Origin of the sequence: Amycolatopsis vastitatis, from assembly GCF_002234595.1 — a bacterium.
In the GTDB taxonomy this organism is placed as follows: Bacteria; Actinomycetota; Actinomycetes; order Mycobacteriales; family Pseudonocardiaceae; genus Amycolatopsis; species Amycolatopsis vastitatis.
In genome coordinates, this window is sequence record NZ_NMUL01000023.1 from 141,773 (window position 1) to 160,218 (window position 18,446).

Consider the following 18,446-nt stretch of genomic DNA (forward strand, 5'->3'; position numbering starts at 1 on the left):
CGGGCCGGCCGGGCCCGACCAGGAGAGGGGGGCCATGTCCGAGTCAGATCCGCAGCTCGAGCGCATCCGCAAGCTGCTGGCCAAGGCCGAGGACCCGGCGGTCACCGAGGCGGAAGCCGAGGCGTACAACCAGAAAGCCGCCGAGCTCGTCGCGCGGTACGGCATCGACCAGGCGATGCTCGCGGCGTCGGGGGCGAGCGCGGACGAGATCGGCACGCTGAAGATCCCGATGAACGACCCGTACAGCCGGGACAAGGCGAGCCTGCTCACCTCGGTCGCGTACCCGCTGCGCTGCCGGACCCTGCTGCACCGCCGTGGCCAGAAGGTCGAAAGCGTCACGGTGTTCGGGTTCCGCTCCGACATCGGCCGGGTGGAGCTGCTGTTCACCAGCCTGCTGCTGCAGGCGGGCACGCAGCTGACCCGCGTCCGGCCGGGCGGGCTCTTCCCCGGCGAGTCGCTGGCCGCCTACCGGCGCACCTGGCTGCACGGCTTCGCGCGCGCGGTGCACGAGCGGCTTTCCCACGCGGAGCAGGAAGCGGTCCGCACGGCGGCGCCGGGTGAACGGTCGGCGGAGCTGGTGGTCCGCGACCGCGCACAGCTGGTGCAGCACGCGTTCGACACGGAGTACGGCGGCCTGCGCTCCGCCGCGCCGCGGCTGCTGTCGGGCAGCGGCTACTTCGACGGCCACGACGCCGGTTCCAAGGCGAACCTCGACCCGTCCGCGCTGACCCGCCGCCGGAAGGCCCTCCGCTGAACGTCGCCCGGTTGCCGCTATCCGGGGATTGATCTTTTCGCTTCACTGGGCGCATGCGCGTCGTCGATCTTGCCGGTCGTCCCGATCTCCTCGAACCCGCGCTGAACCTCGGCGACGTCGGCGGGCAGTTCATCTACCAGGGCGCCAGCGGCCGGATGATCACCGGCGAGCGGTTCCTGCGGCACTGGGCGCGGTACTTCCTGATCGCACTGGGCGACGACGGCGCACCGATGGCCCGCGCGCTGGCCGTCCCGCTGGCGTATCCGGCACCGGACCGCACCGAACTTCCGGACCACGGCTGGGACCAGGCGATCGAGTGGGCGGCACAGGACGTGATGGACGGCCGCGCGCCGGACGCGTTGTGCGCGCTGGAAGTCGTCGTCGCGCCGCACCTTCGGGGCACCGGCCTGTCCTCGCCGATGTTGAAGGCGGTGAAAGCGCGGGCCGCGGAAACGGGGCTGCGCAAGCTGATCGTCTCGGTGCGGCCGATCGGCAAGGAAGCCGAGCCCGCGGTCCCCATGCCGGAGTACGCGGCCCGCCGCCGTTCCGACGGCCTGCTCGCCGACCGCTGGCTGCGCACCCACGAGCGGCTGGGCGCGCGCGTGGTCAAGGTGTGCCCGTTCGCGGTGACGCTCGCCGGCTCACTGGCCGATTGGCGCGACTGGACCGGCGTGAAACTCGAGGACGGCGAGAACTTCATCCCGGGTGGCATCGCCCCGGTGATCGCGTCGACCGCTTACGACACGGCGACGTACGTCGAGCCGAACGTCTGGATGGAACACCCGATGTGATCTCCGGGATCACCCCGATACCCCCGCACGCCGACACCTGCTAACTTTTGTTGGCATGTGGACCGGCGACGAGCTCCTGCGGCAGCTGGGCGCCCTGGGCAACCCGCACCGGCTGCGGATCGTCGCGGCGCTGCGGGCCGAGCGCACCTACGTCAGCAAGCTCGCCCGCGAGCTGCGGATCAGCCGCGCGCTCCTGCAGGTCCACCTGCGCAAGCTCGAAGCCGCCGGCCTGGTCACCGGCAGCTTCGAGGTCGGCGAAGACGGGAAGACACTGCGGTTCTACGAGCTCACCGCGTTCTCCGTCGTGCTGACGCCGGAGACGATCGCGGCCGCCGTGCCGACGCTGACCACACCGGAATCCGTCCAGGGGGACGGCGAGGAGGGACGGACATGAACTGGCACCAGTGGCAGGAGATCATCGGCGTGACCGGGGTCTTCGTCCTGATCACCGTCGTGCTGTCGATCGCGATCGTGCAGTTGGCCTCGACGTGGCGTGCCAAGGCGAAGCTGGCGCGCGAGGACGAATACCGCGTCCTCGCGGAGAAAGCCGTCCGGACGCAGGAAGAGACCGAACGGCAGCTGCGGGACGTCCAGGATCGCTTGCGGTCCATCGAACACGTGCTCAAGGAGGTCGACTGACGGTCCGGCTGACTGATGGCCCTGGGCCGCCGAGCGGCAACTCGGCGGCCCAGGAGGAAGAAGCAACCACCTCGCCCGCGGGCGAGCTCTCATCGGATCACTCCTCCACGGAAGGACTTTAGTTCATGCTGCCCGCAGGCACCCCGGCTCACCGGCGGGGGCCGGTGGTCGAAACTGTCACGAACTGGTCGCTGCGGCACCGCGCCGCCGCGATCCCCGGCTGGCTGGCGCTCGTCGCGCTGGCCTGGGCCGTCGGCACGTTCGTCCCCGGCACCGACGCGCGGTCGAGCCCCGCCGGCGACGCCGGCACCGGCCAAGCCGTCCTCGACCGCCAGTCCACCCGCGAACCCTTCTGGGAAAACGTCCTCGTCCAGCCTCTATCTCGCGCGGCCACGGCCGACCTCGTGACCACCTTGACGACGTCGGGTGCGGTCGCGGACATCCGCTCCCCGCTCGATGATCCGTCCCGGCTGTCCGCGGACGGCCGGTCGGGCCTGGTCACCTTCCGGATCACCGGCACCGGAGCCGAAATCCGGTCGCACCTCGCCACGGCGACCGCCGCGGTCGGCACGGTCGCCACCCGCCACGCGAGCGTCCGGCTGGCGCAGGCCGGCGACCTCAGCGTGTCGGGCGCGGTCGACCAGAGCATCAAGGAGGACATCAAGCGTTCGGAAACGCGCTCGCTGCCGATCACGGTGCTGATCCTGCTGGTGGTGTTCGGTTCGCTGGTCGCGGCGGCGGTCCCGGTGCTCCTCGCGGGCACCACGGTGTTCGCCGCGTTCGGCTTCCTGTCCGTTGTGGACAACTGGGTTCCGGTCAACAGCGCCACTTCCGCGATCACGCTGCTGATCGGCATGGCGGTCAGCGTCGACTACTCCCTGTTCTTCCTGCGCCGCGTACGAGAGGAACGCGCCCACGGCGTCGACGAGTCGATCCGGATCGCCGCCCGGACGTCGGGGCACGTCATCGTCGTGTCGGGGCTGACGGTCGTGCTGTGCGTGACCGGCCTGCTGTTCACCGGCCTCGACAACCTCAGCGGCTTGACCGTGGGCACGGTCCTGGTCGTCGGACTGGCCGCCCTCGCCGCGGTCACCGTCCTTCCCGCGACGCTCTCCCTGCTCGGTCACCGCGTCGACCGCGGCCGGATTCCGTGGCTGGGCAAGCGGCGGACGCGCTCGGCGTTCTGGGCCGCAGTGGCGCGTGTCGTCACCGGGCAACCCGCGCTGTGGAGCGGGATCGCCACCGCGGTGCTGGTGCTGCTCACCTTGCCCGCGCTGGGAATCCGGTTGCAGGACCCCGCCCCCACCGAAAGCCTGCCGCGCACCATCCCGGTGATCGACGCGGCCGCACGCATGCAGGAAGCGTTTCCCGGCGTGACGATGCCCGCGCACGTCGTCCTCTGGAACACCCGCGGCGGCCCGGTCGACACACCCGCGGTGCGGCAGGCGATCGGCGCGCTCACCGCGGAAACCCCGAAACCGGCCATGGTCGTCCCGGTGGACCAGGCGCTCGTCGTCCGGATCCCGCTCGGGGGCACCGGCAACGACGAAACCGCGAGCCGCACGCTCACGACGTTGCGCGAAACCCTGCTACCGCAAACCATCGGGCGGGTCGACGGCGTGGGGTACGCGGTGGCGGGCCGGACCGCCGAGGCGCACGACTTCACCACGCAGGTGCTGGCCCGGGCGCCGCTCGTCTTCGGCTTCATCCTGCTGCTCGCGTTCCTGCTGCTGCTCGTGGTGTTCCGGTCGGTCGCGGTGCCGGTGGTGTCGATCCTGCTCAACCTGCTGTCGGTCGGCGCCGCGTACGGCGTGCTCACGCTCGTGTTCCAGGAGGGCTTTCTCGCGCCCCTCCTGGGTTTCACGCCCTACGGCGGCGTGCTCGGCTGGCTGCCGATGTTCCTGTTCGTGCTGCTGTTCGGGCTGAGCACCGACTACCACGTGTTCATCCTCAGCCGGATCCGCGAGCGGCGGCTGCCGGGCGTCCCGGCGCGGCAGGCGATCGTCGAAGGCACCGCGAGCAGTTCCGGCGTGGTGACGAGCGCCGCGCTGATCATGACCGGGGTGTTCAGTGTCTTCCTGAGCCTCGCGGCGATCGAGTACAAGATGCTCGGCCTCGGCATGGCGTTCGCGGTGCTGCTCGACGCGACACTCGTGCGGGGCGTGCTGCTGCCCGCCGCGTTGTCGCTCTTCGGCGAACGGCTCTGGCCCGCTGTAGCAAAGCTTAAAGATCCGTCCAGAACTCTTCACTTGTCCTGACAGATCAACACGGGCACCGTAGAAGCATGATCGGTGGACGGGGCGCTTCGGCGCGGATGGCTCTCCTGGCCCTGCTGTGGGGCTCGGGTTTCCTGTGGATCAAGCTGGCGCTGACCGGGCTGAGCCCCGTCCACCTCACGCTGGTCCGGTGCGCGCTCGGCGCGCTGACGCTGCTCGCGCTGGCGTTCGCGGCCCGGCAGCGGCTGCCGCGGGACCGCGGGACCTGGGCCCGGCTGATCGTCGCCGCGTTCTTCTGCAACGCCCTGCCGTTCGCGCTGTTCGGCATCGGGGAACGGACGGTCGACTCCGGCGTCGCGGGCGTCATGAACGCGACCACCCCGCTGTGGTCGCTCCTGATCGGCGTCGCGCTCGGCACGGAACGACGGCTCAACCCGGCCCGGCTGCTCGGGCTGGCCCTCGGCTTCGGCGGCATCGTGGTGATCTTCGCGCCGTGGCAGCAGCCGGGCCTGCTGAGCGGGGGCGCGCTGGCCCTGCTCGGCGCCGGCCTCAGCTACGCGATCGCGTTCGCTTACATGGCCAGGAAACTGCCGGCGAACGGCGCTCCGCTGGCGCTCTCGGCCGCCCAGCTGATGACGGCCACCGCGCTGACCGCTCTCGCGCTGCCGGTCGCGTCCACGGCACCGCACCTGACGCTGACGGCCGTCGTCGCGGTGGCGATCCTCGGCGTCTTCGGCACCGGGATCACGTTCTACCTCAACTACCGGATCCTTTCCGAAGAAGGCCCGACCGCCGCGGCGACCGTCGGCTACCTGCTGCCGGTGGTGTCGGTCGGGCTCGGCGCGCTCGTCCTCGGCGAACCGCTGACGCCCCGGATCGTCGGCGGCATGGTGATCGTGCTGGTCGCGGTCGGCCTGACCCGGCGGAAGGCCCGGGTCCCGGCCCAGGCTCAGGTGCCGGCGAACTGCCCGGCCAGCTCGCCCGGCGGCCTCGCGATCCCGAAGTAGTCGCCCGTGGCCAGGTCCGCGCCTGCCGTGCGCCACCAGTCCGCCTGGTCCTCGGTGTGGATGCCGTCGACGACGAGCGTCGCGCCGACCTGCCGGACCAGCGGGACGAGCGCGCCGAGGAACGTCGAGTCCGACCACGCCTGCCATTCGGCGAGCCGCCGGTCGACACGCACGATGTCCACCGGCAGGTCCTCGATCGCGCGCAGGTCGTCGGGCCCCAGCCCGAACTCGTCGAGCATGACGTGGACGCCGAGGTCGGCCAGCGCGGTGACGTTCTCCATCACGCCCGACACCGGCAGCGCGCCGGCCGGGACGCCGAGCATCAGCTGCTCCGGCGGCAGGCCGGTGTCCGCCAGCAGCCGCGTCACGCGCGTGCCGAGCGCGTCGTCCGACACCTGGTGCCCGGTCAGGCCGGCGACCATCGGGAGGCCGAACCCGGTGCGCTGGCGCCACCATTCGCCCTGCCGGCTCACCGCGCGCAGCAGCCAGTCCCCGAGCGGCAGCATGAGCCCGGTCGACTCGGCGAGCTCCACGCAGCACTCGTGCGAAAGCGCCGTGTCGTCCGGCCGGTCCCAGTGCAGGCGGGCTTCGAGGCCGGCGGTGGCACCGTCCGCCAGCCGCGCCACCGGCCGGTACTGCACGCTGATCTCGCCGTGCTCCCACGCCCCGGCCATGCCGACGGCCCGTGCCTGCGTCCGCCGGTCGTGCGCGTCGGCCTCGCGGTCGAACATCCGCCACTGACCGCGCCGCCGCACCTTGGCGCGCCGCAGCGTCTGGTCCGCCTGCCGCAGCAGCTCCAGCGGGTCGATGCCCTTCGCGGGCCGGTGCACCACGCCCGCGCTGGCCGACAGCGCGAGCCCGTGCCCGTCGACGAAGAACGGCTCGGCGAGCTCGTCGTTGATCGCGCGCACGATCGTGTCGATGTCGGGCGTCGTCGCGGTGTTCTCGACCAGGATGCCGAACTCGTCGCTGTGGAACCGCGCGATCATGGCCTTCTCCCGGGCCATCACCGCCTTCAGGCGCTGCGCGAAGTGCACCAGCAGCTGCTCGCCGACGCGGCGGCCGAGGCTGTTGCAGACCATGCCGAACGCGTCGAGGTCGACGTGGAAGAGCGTGACGCCGTACACCGGGTCGGCGCGTCTCAGCGCCGCCTCCAGGTGGGTGCCGAAGTACTGGCGGTTCGGCAACCCGGTGAGGACGTCGTGCAGGGCTTGGCGGCTCAGCTCGCCCTGCAGCAGCATCAGCTCGGTGCCGTCCTCGATGACGAAGACGAAGTGGCCGGGGCAGTCTTCGGCGTCACGCAGCAGGGACGCGGTGAGCGAGATGCGGGCGACGTCGCCGTCCTTGCGCAGCAGCCGCTGGGACTGCCGGATCCGGTCCTTGCCGCCGTCGATCAACGCGTCCATCGCCTCGCGGAGCACCTGGAAGGTGTCCGGGTGCACGACGTCGGTCAGCTGGGTCCCCGCCAGCTCCCCGTCCGGGTGACCGAGCATCTCGGCCAGCGCCGCGTTCGCCCGCACGATCCGGCCGTCGAGGGCGACGAGCGCGATGCCGCTCGCCGACGACGTCACCACCTCGTCGAAGCGCGCTTCGCTCTGCTTGAGGTTCCACTGGGCGTCCCGCACCGCCTTGAGCAGTGCCAGGTGCATGATCTCCTGCTGGTCGAGGACGCTGCGCTCGTGCGCGAGCAGGAACCCGCACGAGAGCGCTCCGAGCGTCAGCACGATGCGCTCGGTGAGGCATTCGACCGGCTGGAGCTCGGGCAGCGACGGCAGCCCCTTCCCCAGGACATCGAGCGTGCACCGCAGTCCCCGCTCGCCGACGTAGCCGAGCGCCACCAGCCGCGCGCCGATCCGCTCGGCGGCCGTCGTGTCCGCGGACGCGCGCCGCAGGCTTTCGACCAGCGAGTCGAGCAGATCCCGCAGTTCCCGGTCGAGTTCTTCCCGGCTCAGCGAAACGACTGTCACGCCGCTGAGCAGGTACGCCCATTTCCGGGCGAGCAAGGTCCGCCCGCGTTCCGCGTCGGGACGCGCGGGCTGTTCCGGCCGGTCGTCGATCATCGGCATGCGTTGCGCCCGCTCAGCTCTTCCGGCCGATTCCGGCGTAAACCAGCATGTTCATCGCGGCCGCGTCGGCGATATCGGCCGGCCCGGACGGCCGCCATTCGCCGCAGCCGACGAGTCCCGGTTCGACGAGTTCGAATCCCGCGAAAAGCGCGGAAACCTCGGCGTGCGTCCGCAGGGTCACCTGATCGGGACTCCGGCTCTCTTTGATCACTTCGGTCGCTTCTCCGAGCTTTTCGCCCTGGTGGTCGCCGGTGACGTGGGTCATCGCGAAGAAACTGCCGGGCGCCAGCGCCGTGCGGTAACGGCCGACCAGTTCCCGCGGCCCGGATTCGTCCGGGATCCAGTGCAGCATGAGCAGCATCAGCAGGCCGAGTGGCTCGTCGAGGTCGATCAGTTCGCGGACCTGCGGCGAATCGAGGATCTTCTCCGGGTCCCGGATGTCGGCCTGCACGACCGCCGCGCGGTCGTTGCCCGCGAGCATCAGTTCGCTGTGCGCGACCGCCACCGGGTCGCGATCGACGTACACCACCCGGCAGTCCGGGTCCTGCGCCTGGGCGACCTCGTGCACGTTCGCCACCGTCGGGATGCCGGAACCGATGTCGAGGAACTGCCGGATCCCCTGGCCGGTCATGAACCGCACCGCGCGTCCGAGGAAGGCGCGGCTCACGCGCGCGGAGTCGCGCAGGCCGGGCATCACGCGTTCGATCTCCTCGCCGACCGCGCGGTCGACGGCGAAGTTGTGGCCGCCGCCGAGCATGAAGTCGTAAGTGCGAGCGATGCTCGGCACGGAGATATCGACACCCGGTGGTACCCATTCCGGTGATCGTGTCACGAAGAACACCTTCTCATCTGTCGGACCGGAAAGAGCTTAGCGATTCCCCGAGGATCGGCTACTGCGCCATATGCGTGAGCCCACACCACCCGATCGGGCACTGTCCGGTTCGCCCGGACGCGCCTACCGTAGACCGTCTCCTTGGGAATCCACACATTGGCTCGAACGAATGGCTCAATCGAGGAGTCCGCATGAGCGTCCCGGTCGCACCGGGCCGGTGGCCTTTTCTCGGGCACACTCCGGCACTGCTGCGGCAACGCTACGCGTTCACCAACTCATTGCACGAGCACGGCGAGATCGTAAAACTCTATCTCGGCCCGGCGCCCGTGTACTTCGTCGCGAGCCCGCGGCTGGTCCATGAAGTGCTGGTCACCGCGGGGCCGAAGTTCCGCAAGGGCGCCATGTTCGACAAGTTCCGGCCGTTCGTCGGAAATGGCTTGGTGCTTTCGAACGGGGACTTCCACCTGAGCCAGCGACGGTTGATGCAGCCGGCGTTCCACCGCGACCGCCTGGTCGCCTACGCGGAGATCATGCGGCGCGCGGCGGTCGGCATGAGCGACACCTGGCGAGCCGGTGAAGTGCGGATGATCGAAGAGGACATGCAGAGTCTCGCGGTGACGATCGTCGGCGAGGCCCTGTTCTCGACGGACCTGGGCAAAGAGGCGATCGCCGAAGCCCGCCGCTCGATTTTCGTGATCATCCAGCAGGGCATGATTCGCGCGTTGTCCCCGAAGTTCGTCGAAAAGCTGCCGGTTCCCGGGAACCGGCGGTTCGACGAGGCCATCGCCCGGATGCGGGGAATCGTGATCGAGGTGATCCGCGACTGGCGGCGCGAAAGCACCGACCGCGGCGACCTGCTTTCGACGTTGCTGCTGGCAGGAATGACCGACGAGCAGGCGCGGGACGAAGTGCTGACCCTGCTCACGGCCGGCATCGAGACGACCGCGCTCGCGCTGGCCTGGACGTTCCACGAGCTCGGCAGGCACCCCGAGGTGGAGGCGCGGGTGCACGCCGAAGTCGACGAGGTGCTGGGCGGCCGCCCGGTCACCGTCGACGACCTCACCCGGCTGACCTACGTCCGGCAGGTGGTCGACGAGGTGCTGCGGCGGTACCCGCTCTGGATGCTGATGCGCCGCACGCTCACCGAAGTCGACCTCGGCGGGGTGCGCCTCCCGGAGGGTGCCGAGGTGATCGTCAGCCCGCACGCGCTCCACCACGACCCCGCGTCGTTCGCCGACCCGGACCGGTTCGATCCCGGCCGCTGGGCGCCGGAGCGGGCCGCGGACGTGCCGAAGGGCGCGTTCGTACCGTTCGGGGCGGGCACCCGGCAGTGCATCGGGAACCGCTTCGCCCAGAACGAAATCGTCATCACGGTGGCCACGGTGGCCGCGCGGTGGCGGCTGGTCGGAGTCCCGGGCCGGCCGGTGTGCGTGAAGTTCACCTCCGCCGCCTACCCCGAAAGCCTGCCGATGACGGCAGTCCCCCGCTAGCTGGAGGTCGTTCTCCTTGTCCCGCCTACGTTTTTGTGCTGCCGTTTTCCTTTTGCTGGCCGCGCTTTTCACGCCCACCCCGGCCGCCGCGGCCACGACGTGCGAAGACCTGAACGTCCCGGTCACGGTGGCCCTGCTCCCCCAGACGATGCACGGCCGCCTGTGCGCCCCGCCCGGAGCGTCGACGGTGGTGGTCCTGATCCCCGGCGGCACGTACAACGCGTCCTATTGGGACATCGGCTACACACCGGAGATCCGTTCGTTCCGCCTGGCGGCGAACAAGGCGGGCGTGGCGACGCTGGCCCTGGACCGCCTGGGCACGGGCGGCAGTTCGAAGCCGTTGAGCACGCTGCTGAGCGCGTCGGTCCAGGCGACGGCGGCGCACCAGGTGATCCAGGCAATCCACTCCCGTTTCGCCAAGGTGGTCGTCGGCGGCCACTCGATCGGCGCGGCGATGGCGATGATCGAGGCGGGCCGCTACCGCGACGTCGACGGCGTGCTGGTCACGGGCATGACGCACCGGATGAACCTGGTCTCGGTGATCCCGACGCTGGCCCAGATGATGCCGGCCCCGCTGGACCCGGCCCTCCCCGGCCGCGACGCGGGCTACTTGACCACCGACCCGGGCACCCGCTACGCGGCGTTCCACACACCGGGCCCGTACGACGCCGCAGCGCTGGCGTACGACGAGTCCACAAAGGACGTCTTCGCGGCGACCGAGGCGGTGGACAGCCTGACACTGACGACGGTGGTCGTCCCGGCGTCCCGGCAGATCACGGCCCCGGTCCTGCTGGTGGTGGGCAACGACCCGAACTTCTGCGGAACCCTGGGCAGCGACTGCTCGTCCCCGGCGGCCCTGCGCGCCTCGGAGGCCCCGTTCTTCGGCACGGCGAACCTGCAGACGTACATCCTCAACGGCTACGGCCACGCGATCAACTACGCCCCCAACGCGCCGACGTACTTCGGAGTGGTGGCCACCTGGCTGAAAACCCTGTCCTGACCGCCTCTCGCCGATCGGCGAGCTGGTGGACAACTTCATGACACTTTGCCCGCGTTTCTCGTCAGTTCAGCCGTCCGTGCACTACAAACGGCCCAGGCACGAGACCACGGGGAGAGCGCATGCGGGTCGTGGCGGTCATGAACTACAAGGGCGGAGTGGGAAAGACGACGCTGACCGCGAACCTCGGCGCGGTGGCGGCCGGCCGGGGCCTGCGGGTCCTCCTGCTCGACCTCGACCCGCAGACCAACCTGACCTTCTCCTTCTTCTCGATCGACGACTGGCACGAGCGCCTCGCGGACAACCGCACGATCAAGCAGTGGTACGGCGGCGAAATGCCCGGCAGGGACGTTCCGCTGCGCGACCTCGTGGTGTCACCGGAGCGTGTCAACAAGGCCCTCGCGGGCACCGGCGGACAGCTCGACCTGATCGCTTCCCACCTCGGCCTGATCGACATCGATCTCGAACTCGCGGCTCTGCTGGGCGGCACGACCACCCTTGACGGGTCGAAGCGGAGGTTCCTGGACCTGCACGGTTGTCTGCGGCAAGCGCTGGCGGACGACCACTTCGCCGGGTACGACCTGGTCCTCATCGACTGCGCACCGAACTTCGGCCTGGTCACCAAAACGGCGATCGTCGCGAGCGAGCAGATCCTCGTCCCGGCCAAGGCGGACTACCTGTCCACCTTGGGACTGGACTACCTGGTGGGCAACTGCGCCGGGCTGGTCCAGCAGTTCAACGACTTCGTCAACCACAAGGGCGGCACCCGGGAGCACCGCCCGATCGACCCCGGCATGCTGGGCGTGGTCTTCACCATGGTGCAGATCTATTCCCAGCACCCCACCGCCGCCCAGCGCGCCTACGTCGAGGAAGTCCGCCTGAACTCCAAGGTTCCCGTGCTGTCGAGCACAATCCGCAACAGCTCCAACCACTTCGGCGACGCCGGTGAAACCGGCGTACCGGCGATGCTGCGCGCCAGCAGCCGGGATCTGGTCGTCCGGGAATTCGATCAGCTCGTCGACGAGGTGCTGACCGCGCTCGAGCTGACGCCGGGTGGCCGGCGGTGAGCGACCTGAAGAGTTTCGTCGCCCTGCAGGCGCGGGTGTACGAGTTCCTCGACCGGCAGGACGAGGCCACGCTGCGGAGGATCGTCAGTGGGGCGGCGCAGCTGATGGTGCTGAGCGCGGCTGAACAGGCGGTGCGAGCCCTGCCGGAGCTGTCGACGGCGTCAGAACGACGAACCTACTTGGAAACCGCTGACCTCACCGTGGCCGATCTGAAGAAGGTCGCCGGAGAGCTGCACTACCGCAACTACAGCAGACTCACGAAGCCCAAGCTCATCGACCTGCTTGCCGACCAAACCCCGGCCCCTGCCGAGACGCCCGCGGAGCCGAAGCGTCCTGCACCAGCGCCTCCCTCCCCGGTAGCCGAAGCTCCCGTGCCCGAACCGCCCGAAGCCGTCTCGGTGACGATGACGTCCGATGCCGACGCGGCGGCGATCGCCGCCCGCCTGCGCGAGATCGACACCGAAGAAGAGGGTGCCGAATACCTCCAGGCGCAGCGCCTGGACCGCGACAGCTTGCTGGCCATCGCGACCGAACTGCAGCTCACGCACATGGACCGCCTGAGCCAGAAGGAGCTGAGAAGGCGGATCCTCAAGCAGGCGATCGGTGCCCGCCGCAAGTTCGCCGGCCTGCGGAAGTGGTGACTCACATGAGTGCCGAGGCCGCTGGTCGCTCGATGTACCTGATCGGCGGCCGCCGCGTCATGGTCTCGGACCTGCTCGAGGCAGGCCTGATCAAGGCCGGGGCGAAGCTCAGGTTCAAGCGGAAGCGCATCGGTGCCACCTTCGACGCGACCGTGACCGACGAGGGGCGGATCCGCCTCGAACCCGACGGCGAGGAGTTCCGCTCGCCTTCGCGAGCGGCCATGGTGGCGGCGGGAATGCGAGCGGTCGACGGATGGCGAGCGTGGGTCGTGGTCGACGAAGGCCGGTTGCTGGATTCGGTGCGCCAGGAGTTTCTCGACCGGGCGATCGCCGGCGCGACCACGGTCGACCGGAAATCCGAGGACCGGGATCGTCAGCGCGTCCATGAGCGCCTGCGTCGAGCACGTGCCCGCGCCGACGAGCACAATCCCGAGCGGATCTCGGTCCGCGCCCTCCTGTCGCTCTGGGAAGCGACCGATCGCGGCGACAAGATCGGCCAGATCGAAGCGGACCTGGCGAACCACGGGCTGGTGACGTCACCGAGCTTCCGCGCGGTCACCCTCGACACGGTGGTTTCCCTGACCACGCCGTCCGACGAGGGGGCACCCGTGATCGACGACGTCCCCCTCGGCAAGGACGACGAGGGGGGCGATGACCTGAACGTCCGCCTGACGGTGGGAAACCTGTCTCCACTCGAGGGTGTGGAGTCGGTCAGCCCGAACAGCACGCTCCACGAAGCGGTCACGAAGATGCTTCTCAACGAGTTCTCGCAGCTCGCTGTGTTGAACGGCCCCCGCAATTTGCGGGGTGCCGTGACCTGGCGCTCGATCGCCCAGGCGATGCACCAGAAACCGGACGCGACCGTCGCCGACGCGCTCGACACCCGCGTGGAACTGGTCGCGTACGACCGAGACCTGTTCGAGGTCCTTCCCCTGCTGCAGCAACACGAATTCGTGTTCGTCCTGAACGAGAGCAGAGTCGTGAAGGGCATTGTCACCACTGCGGACGTGGCACAGCGCTACGGCGAGATGGCCACCCCGTTCTTCCAGGTGGGCGAGCTGGACCAGACGCTCCGCTGGATCCTGAACCGGACGTTCGCCATTCCGGCCATCCAGCCGCTGTGCAGCAGAACGGTCAAGAGCTTCGACGACCTGGCTTTCGGGGACTACCAAAGCATTCTCGGAAACCGGGATGTCTGGGACAAGCTGGGCTGGCCGCTGGACCGTCAGGTCTTCATCGCCCGGCTGGAGGAAATTCGCCTCATCCGCAACAAGGTCATGCACTTCCACCCGGACCCGGTACCGGAAGACGCCATCAACAAGCTGCGGAGCTTCAACAGCCTGCTGCACCAGTACCGCGACCTGGCCTGAAACGCCGTTTCCCCGTCACGCCTGAGGAGGAAGTGACCGCGGCAGTCCGAACGGCGACAGCATGCTGTTCTCGAAGCGGGTCAACGCGCTGATCCGGTCGCCCGCGAGGGTCAGGACGTACAGGCCGGTCCCGTGGCGGACGCCGGTGGGACCGGTCAGGTAGGCCCCGAACGCCGGCTGGCCGTTGGCACGCGTCGGCACGAGGGCGAACCTCCGGCCCGCGTCGAAGATGGCGCCGCAGAAGCGGCCGACGACGTCCCGGCCCTGGTATTCTAGTGGCAGCGGCGGCATGGACATGAAGACGTCGTCGGTCAGCAGGGCCACCAGCGCGTCGACGTCGGCGGTCTCCCACGCGCGCACGAAGCCCGCCACGATCGCGTTCTCCGCCGGCGAGGCCGTGGCGGGCGGCGGTTCGGGCGACTGGTTGCGCTGCAGGGTCGTCCGCGCCCGCTTGAGGGCGCTCTTGACCGAGTCGACGGTCGTGTCGAGCATGCCGGCCACCTCGCTCGCCGGGAAGCCGAGGACGTCACGCAGGATGAGGACGGCGAGCTGGCGAGGCGGCAGGGCCTGCAACGCGGTGACGAAGGCCAGCGAGATGGATTCGGTCTGCTCGTAGCGAGCCTCCGGGCCGAGCGGCACCTGGATCGCGCCGTCGAGCAGGGCGTCCGGATAGGGTTCGAGCCAGACGACCTCGCCGAGCCGGGTCGGCTCGGGCGGCTCCACCCCGGGGATGTCCCACACCGTGGCCGGACGCCGGCCGGCCGAGCGCAGCGTGCTCAGGCACCGGTTGGTGGCGATCCGGTAGAGCCAGGTGCGGAGCGACGCGCGGCCGTCGAACCCGCCGAGACCTCGCCAGGCCGCGACCATGGTGTCCTGGAGCGCGTCCTCGGCGTCCTGGAACGAGCCGAGCATCCGGTAGCAGTGCACCTGCAGCTCGCGGCGGTGCGGCTCGGTCAGCGCCTGGAACGCGTCGTCGTCCCCGGCCCGCGCCCTGCTGATCAGGTCTGTTTCCACCGCGGCCACCTCTCCCTCGTCGGCCCTTCCATCGTGTACAGACGTCGGCCGCGAGCCAAAGGGGGCGGTCCCCGACCGACCCCTTTCCCGATCTCGCGACGTCCCTATCACCGGCAGCCGAGAACGCGAACAAAGGAGAGCCGCGATGGGAAAGATCGTGATCAGTGAAACCGTATCGCTCGACGGGGTGTTCCAGGACCCGGTGGGCGCCGAGGGCTTCCGGTTCGCCGGCTGGTTCGACCAGCTCGTGGGCTCGGATCGCCAGGCGTGGGCCAAGGTCGAATTCGAGGAGGCGGTGGGCGCGGACGCGTTGCTGATGGGGCGCCTTACCTACGAGTGGTTCGTCGCGCGAGGCTGGGCGTCCCGCGACGGCGACTGGCCGGACCGGTTGCGCGAGCTGCCCAAGTACGTCGTGTCTTCGACGCTGGAAGACCCCACGTGGGTCAACTCGGCGGTCCTCGAGGGCGATGTGCTGGACGAGGTCGCGAAGCTGAAGGACGGAGTGGACGGCGAGATCGTCGTCTACGGCAGCGGCCGGCTCGTGCAAGCGCTGATCGAGCACGACCTCTTCGACGAGCTGCGGCTGATCGTGTGCCCGTTCGCGCTCGGCGAGGGCGAACGCCCGGTCGGGCGGATCAGCGACCGGAAGTCCCTGCGCCTGACCGCCTGCCGCACCGTCGGGGACAGCCTCGTCAGCCTCACCTACCAGCCCGGCGTCCCGGCCTGATCGCCGATTCCTTTCGGCGGTGGCGGCGGTCTACCTGCTCGACGATGAAGTAAGCCGAGAAGAGAGAGCCGATCGCCGTGAGCATTCCCGCCACCATGCGTGCCCTCGAGCAGACCTCGCTACGGGGTCCGCAGGACATGCGTTTGATCCTCGACGCGCCGGTGCCGGCCCCGGGCCAGGGCGAGGTCCTGATCCGGGTCGCCGCCGCCGGGGTCAACTTCGCCGACATCTCGAAGGCCCGCGGCACGTTCCTGGACGGACCGCGCCCGCCGTATCGGGCGGGGTTCGAGGCGGTCGGCGAAGTCGTGGCGTGCGGTGAGGGGGTGAGCGCCCCGCGTCTCGGGGATCGCGTGGCCGGCGTCGGATCCGGGGCGTTCGCCGAGTACCTGGTCCTGCCCGCGGCCGCGGCGACGCCGGCGCCGGCCGGCTGGAGCGCCGAGCAGGCACTGGGCCTGGTCGTGAACTGGCCCACCGCACTGGCCGCGCTCAAGCCGCTGGGCCGCGTCGCCGCCGGCGAGACCGTGCTGGTCCACGCCGCGGCGGGCGCGACGGGGCAGGCCGCGGTGACGATGGCCAAGCACTACGGCGCGACGGTCATCGGCACCGCGTCACCGGGCAAGCACGAGACGGTGCTGGCCCTGGGCGCCGACCACGTGCTGGACTCCCGCGCCGAGAACCTCGCCGCCGAGGTGCGGCGCCTGACCGGCGGCGCTGACTTGGTGCTCGAGTCCGCGGGTGGGACGACCTTCGAGGCGAGCTTGGCCGCGGCCAAGCGGGTCACCGGCCGAGTCGTCGTCTACGGGCTGGCGGGCGGCGAAGCCCCGATCACCAACTGGGAGCTGGTGTACCGGCACCAGGTCCAGGTCATCGGGCTCAACATCGGCGTGCTGATCCAGGCCGCACCCCGGGTCTTCGGCGAGCTCATGGGCGAGCTGTCCGCGCTCATTGCCGCGGGCGTGCTCACCCCAGCACGTCCCACGACCTACGACCTGGCCGACGGCCCGAAGGCCCTGTCGGAACTGGAAGCCAGGGCGACGGTCGGCAAACTGGCCCTGCGGCCGTGACGGCGCGATTCGTCGTGCTCTACGACACCCCATCCGACGTCGAAGCGTTCGAGCGTCACTACAACGACGTCCACATCCCGCTGGCGAAACAGATTCCGGGCCTGACGTTCCGCGGCCTGATCATGCAGCTCGAGGAGGTGCCCCGCTGACCTGCGTTTAGATTCCTTCGCACCGGTGTCCAGGTCGTACTGGAGGTGACCACAGCGAAGGAGCAGGGCATGACAAGCAGGCAATCCGCCGCGTCGCATCCGGCCGACGGTCTGCGGCCTAGGCTCGCGGCATGACGGCGCAGGTGCGGGAGGCGGCGGACCGGAACCGGTTCACGGCGGAGACGGAGCGGTTCCGCCGTGAGCTGCTGGCGCACTGCTACCGCATGGTCGGCTCGGCGCAGGACGCCGAAGACCTGGTCCAGGAAACGTACCTGCGGGCTTGGCGGTCGTACGCGGGTTTCGAGGGCCGTGCGTCGATCCGGTCATGGCTGTACAAGATCGCCACGAACGTCTGCCTGACGGCGGCGCAGCCACGCCCGATCCGGGTCTTGCCGTCAGGACTGGCAGGCCCGCACGACGGCCCCGACAGCCGACCGAGCGAGGCCGCACCGGGCGAGGTCTCATGGCTGGAACCGTTCCCGGACACCTGGATCACCCCGTCCACCGACGATCCGGCGACGACGGCGGTAGCACGCGAGTCACTCCGGCTGGCGCTCATCGCGAGTTTGCAGCACCTGCCGGCCCGCCAGCGAGCGATCCTGATCCTGCGCGAGGTGCTGGCCTTCTCAGCACCCGAAACGGCAAAAATCCTCGGCACGACAACGGCGGCGGTGAAGAGCGGCTTGCAGCGCGCCCGCGCCCGCCTGGACGAGCTCGAACCCCAGCCCGGCGAACTGCTGGAGCCAACCGACAAGCGGGCACGCGCACTGCTGGACGGTTACATCACAGCATTCGAGCACTCGGACGCGAGCCTGCTGGAAAAGGTGCTACGCACCGACGCGACCCTGGAAGCAACGCCATTCCGCAGTTGGTACGCGGGCCGCCTGAACTGCCTCAACTTGCTGGCCACACACGTGCTGGGCACCCCGGGCGACTGGCGAATGATCGCCACGGAGGCCAACGGCCAACCCGCGGCAGCTGTGTACCACCGCAACGACGGCAAGCTCCAGGCACACGGCATCGTCGTGCTCACGCCGACAGCCACAGGCGTCACCCGGGTGACGGAGTTCCACAATCCGGCCCTGGTGGTCCTATTCGGCTTCCCGAACGTGCTCACCAACTGATCCCCAGCGCGAGCAAACCGGCTCACTGTCCTCAGCGGACCGAATAGTCTGTCCCGGTGCGGACGCCCAAAGGAAGCTCGCCCGACGAGGGCTGGTCGACGAGCCGCACACTCATCCCGTCGCCTGGCCACATCCTTCGTCGACGCCTCCCCTGGAGGAGCCGCCACCTGGCGGCCGAGATGCGTGAGTCGTGATGGCCGGCGAGTTGACGCCGGCGGTTGCCGCGTTCGGCATGCAAGTACCGCACACCTGAACGCCCGACCGAGGTCCCAGACACGTCACAGTCTGCGGGTTGGCAGTAACAACTTGATCCGGAATTACGTCCTTGCCGGTAAGTCGCGACAACAACGTGCCAGGCGAGCCGGATCAGGCATCGGACCAGCGCCGATAGAGAACACATCAACGCCGACACATCGCCGTCACTGCGGTCGAAGTCATATTCAACATAGCTCTCGGTCGCCAACTGGTTTCTCTTCCCGACCTGCCACCAATTACATG

Annotated in this window: 18 protein-coding genes; 15 read left to right on the top strand and 3 right to left on the bottom strand. The window is 69.6% G+C overall.

Going from position 1 to position 18,446, the window contains the following annotated elements; translation table 11 throughout:
- The first annotated feature begins 34 nt into the window (after positions 1–34).
- The 6 genes from CF165_RS23425 (at position 35) to CF165_RS23450 (ending at position 5,407) form a co-directional block, all read left to right on the top strand.
- Complete coding sequence (locus CF165_RS23425; protein WP_093949696.1) at positions 35–754, top strand: DUF2786 domain-containing protein; 720 nt, start codon at positions 35–37, stop codon at positions 752–754.
- Positions 755–807: 53 nt separating this feature from the next.
- Positions 808–1,545, top strand: coding sequence for a Long-chain-fatty-acid--CoA ligase (locus CF165_RS23430; RefSeq protein ID WP_093949697.1), 738 nt, complete (start codon positions 808–810; stop codon positions 1,543–1,545).
- A gap of 55 nt (positions 1,546–1,600) precedes the next feature.
- Positions 1,601–1,939, top strand: a complete 339-nt coding sequence (locus CF165_RS23435; RefSeq protein WP_093949698.1) for an ArsR/SmtB family transcription factor — start codon at positions 1,601–1,603, stop codon at positions 1,937–1,939.
- Positions 1,936–2,184 (top strand): hypothetical protein, encoded by a 249-nt coding sequence (locus CF165_RS23440; RefSeq protein ID WP_093949699.1) that lies wholly within the window; start codon positions 1,936–1,938, stop codon positions 2,182–2,184. The genes CF165_RS23435 and CF165_RS23440 overlap by 4 nt, the downstream gene beginning before the upstream one ends.
- A 125-nt stretch (positions 2,185–2,309) precedes the next feature.
- Entirely contained in the window at positions 2,310–4,442 is a 2,133-nt protein-coding gene (locus CF165_RS23445; protein ID WP_240521746.1) for an MMPL family transporter, read from the top strand.
- A gap of 26 nt (positions 4,443–4,468) precedes the next feature.
- Positions 4,469–5,407, top strand: a complete 939-nt coding sequence (locus CF165_RS23450; RefSeq protein WP_240521747.1) for a DMT family transporter — start codon at positions 4,469–4,471, stop codon at positions 5,405–5,407.
- Here the strand turns inward: CF165_RS23450 and CF165_RS23455 are convergent.
- Together CF165_RS23455 and CF165_RS23460 are read right to left on the bottom strand one after the other, a co-directional pair.
- Complete coding sequence (locus CF165_RS23455) at positions 5,350–7,473, bottom strand: putative bifunctional diguanylate cyclase/phosphodiesterase (protein ID WP_093949701.1); 2,124 nt, start codon at positions 7,471–7,473, stop codon at positions 5,350–5,352. The two genes, CF165_RS23450 and CF165_RS23455, sit on opposite strands and share 58 nt — an antisense overlap.
- Before the next feature lie 13 nt (positions 7,474–7,486).
- Positions 7,487–8,305 carry an SAM-dependent methyltransferase gene (locus tag CF165_RS23460; RefSeq protein WP_093949927.1) on the bottom strand — a complete coding sequence of 273 codons (819 nt, stop codon included), beginning with the start codon at positions 8,303–8,305 and terminating at the stop codon, positions 7,487–7,489.
- Positions 8,306–8,496: 191 nt separating this feature from the next.
- Between CF165_RS23460 and CF165_RS23470 the strand changes: the two genes are divergently transcribed.
- The 5 genes from CF165_RS23470 to CF165_RS23490 all read left to right on the top strand — a co-directional run bounded on the left by CF165_RS23470 (position 8,497) and on the right by CF165_RS23490 (position 13,870).
- On the top strand, positions 8,497–9,795 hold the full coding sequence (locus CF165_RS23470; RefSeq protein WP_093949928.1) for a cytochrome P450: 1,299 nt from the start codon (positions 8,497–8,499) through the stop codon (positions 9,793–9,795).
- 52 nt (positions 9,796–9,847) lie between these two features.
- Entirely contained in the window at positions 9,848–10,795 is a 948-nt protein-coding gene (locus CF165_RS23475; protein ID WP_093949702.1) for an alpha/beta hydrolase, read from the top strand.
- Between the two features lie 119 nt (positions 10,796–10,914).
- Positions 10,915–11,859, top strand: coding sequence for a ParA family protein (locus tag CF165_RS23480; RefSeq protein ID WP_093949703.1), 945 nt, complete (start codon positions 10,915–10,917; stop codon positions 11,857–11,859).
- On the top strand, positions 11,856–12,500 hold the full coding sequence (locus CF165_RS23485) for a hypothetical protein (protein WP_093949704.1): 645 nt from the start codon (positions 11,856–11,858) through the stop codon (positions 12,498–12,500). The genes CF165_RS23480 and CF165_RS23485 overlap by 4 nt, the downstream gene beginning before the upstream one ends.
- 32 nt (positions 12,501–12,532) lie before the next feature.
- Complete coding sequence (locus CF165_RS23490; protein ID WP_276209739.1) at positions 12,533–13,870, top strand: CBS domain-containing anti-phage protein; 1,338 nt, start codon at positions 12,533–12,535, stop codon at positions 13,868–13,870.
- A gap of 15 nt (positions 13,871–13,885) precedes the next feature.
- Here CF165_RS23490 and CF165_RS23495 read toward each other — a convergent pair whose 3' ends face one another.
- Positions 13,886–14,884 carry a sigma-70 family RNA polymerase sigma factor gene (locus tag CF165_RS23495; RefSeq protein ID WP_093949929.1) on the bottom strand — a complete coding sequence of 333 codons (999 nt, stop codon included), beginning with the start codon at positions 14,882–14,884 and terminating at the stop codon, positions 13,886–13,888.
- A 145-nt stretch (positions 14,885–15,029) separates the two neighbouring features.
- Between CF165_RS23495 and CF165_RS23500 the strand changes: the two genes are divergently transcribed.
- From CF165_RS23500 to CF165_RS23515, 4 genes are all read left to right on the top strand, one after another.
- The gene (locus CF165_RS23500) at positions 15,030–15,611 is read left to right on the top strand and encodes a dihydrofolate reductase family protein (RefSeq protein WP_093949706.1); all 582 of its coding nucleotides are present in this window, start codon (positions 15,030–15,032) and stop codon (positions 15,609–15,611) included.
- A gap of 137 nt (positions 15,612–15,748) precedes the next feature.
- A complete protein-coding gene (locus tag CF165_RS23505; protein ID WP_240521748.1) occupies positions 15,749–16,675 on the top strand; it encodes a zinc-binding dehydrogenase in 927 nt (308 codons plus the stop codon).
- Complete coding sequence (locus tag CF165_RS23510; protein WP_093949708.1) at positions 16,672–16,824, top strand: EthD family reductase; 153 nt, start codon at positions 16,672–16,674, stop codon at positions 16,822–16,824. The genes CF165_RS23505 and CF165_RS23510 overlap by 4 nt, the downstream gene beginning before the upstream one ends.
- Positions 16,825–16,955: 131 nt before the next feature.
- Positions 16,956–17,948 carry a sigma-70 family RNA polymerase sigma factor gene (locus tag CF165_RS23515; protein ID WP_093949709.1) on the top strand — a complete coding sequence of 331 codons (993 nt, stop codon included), beginning with the start codon at positions 16,956–16,958 and terminating at the stop codon, positions 17,946–17,948.
- Positions 17,949–18,446 lie beyond the last annotated feature (498 nt).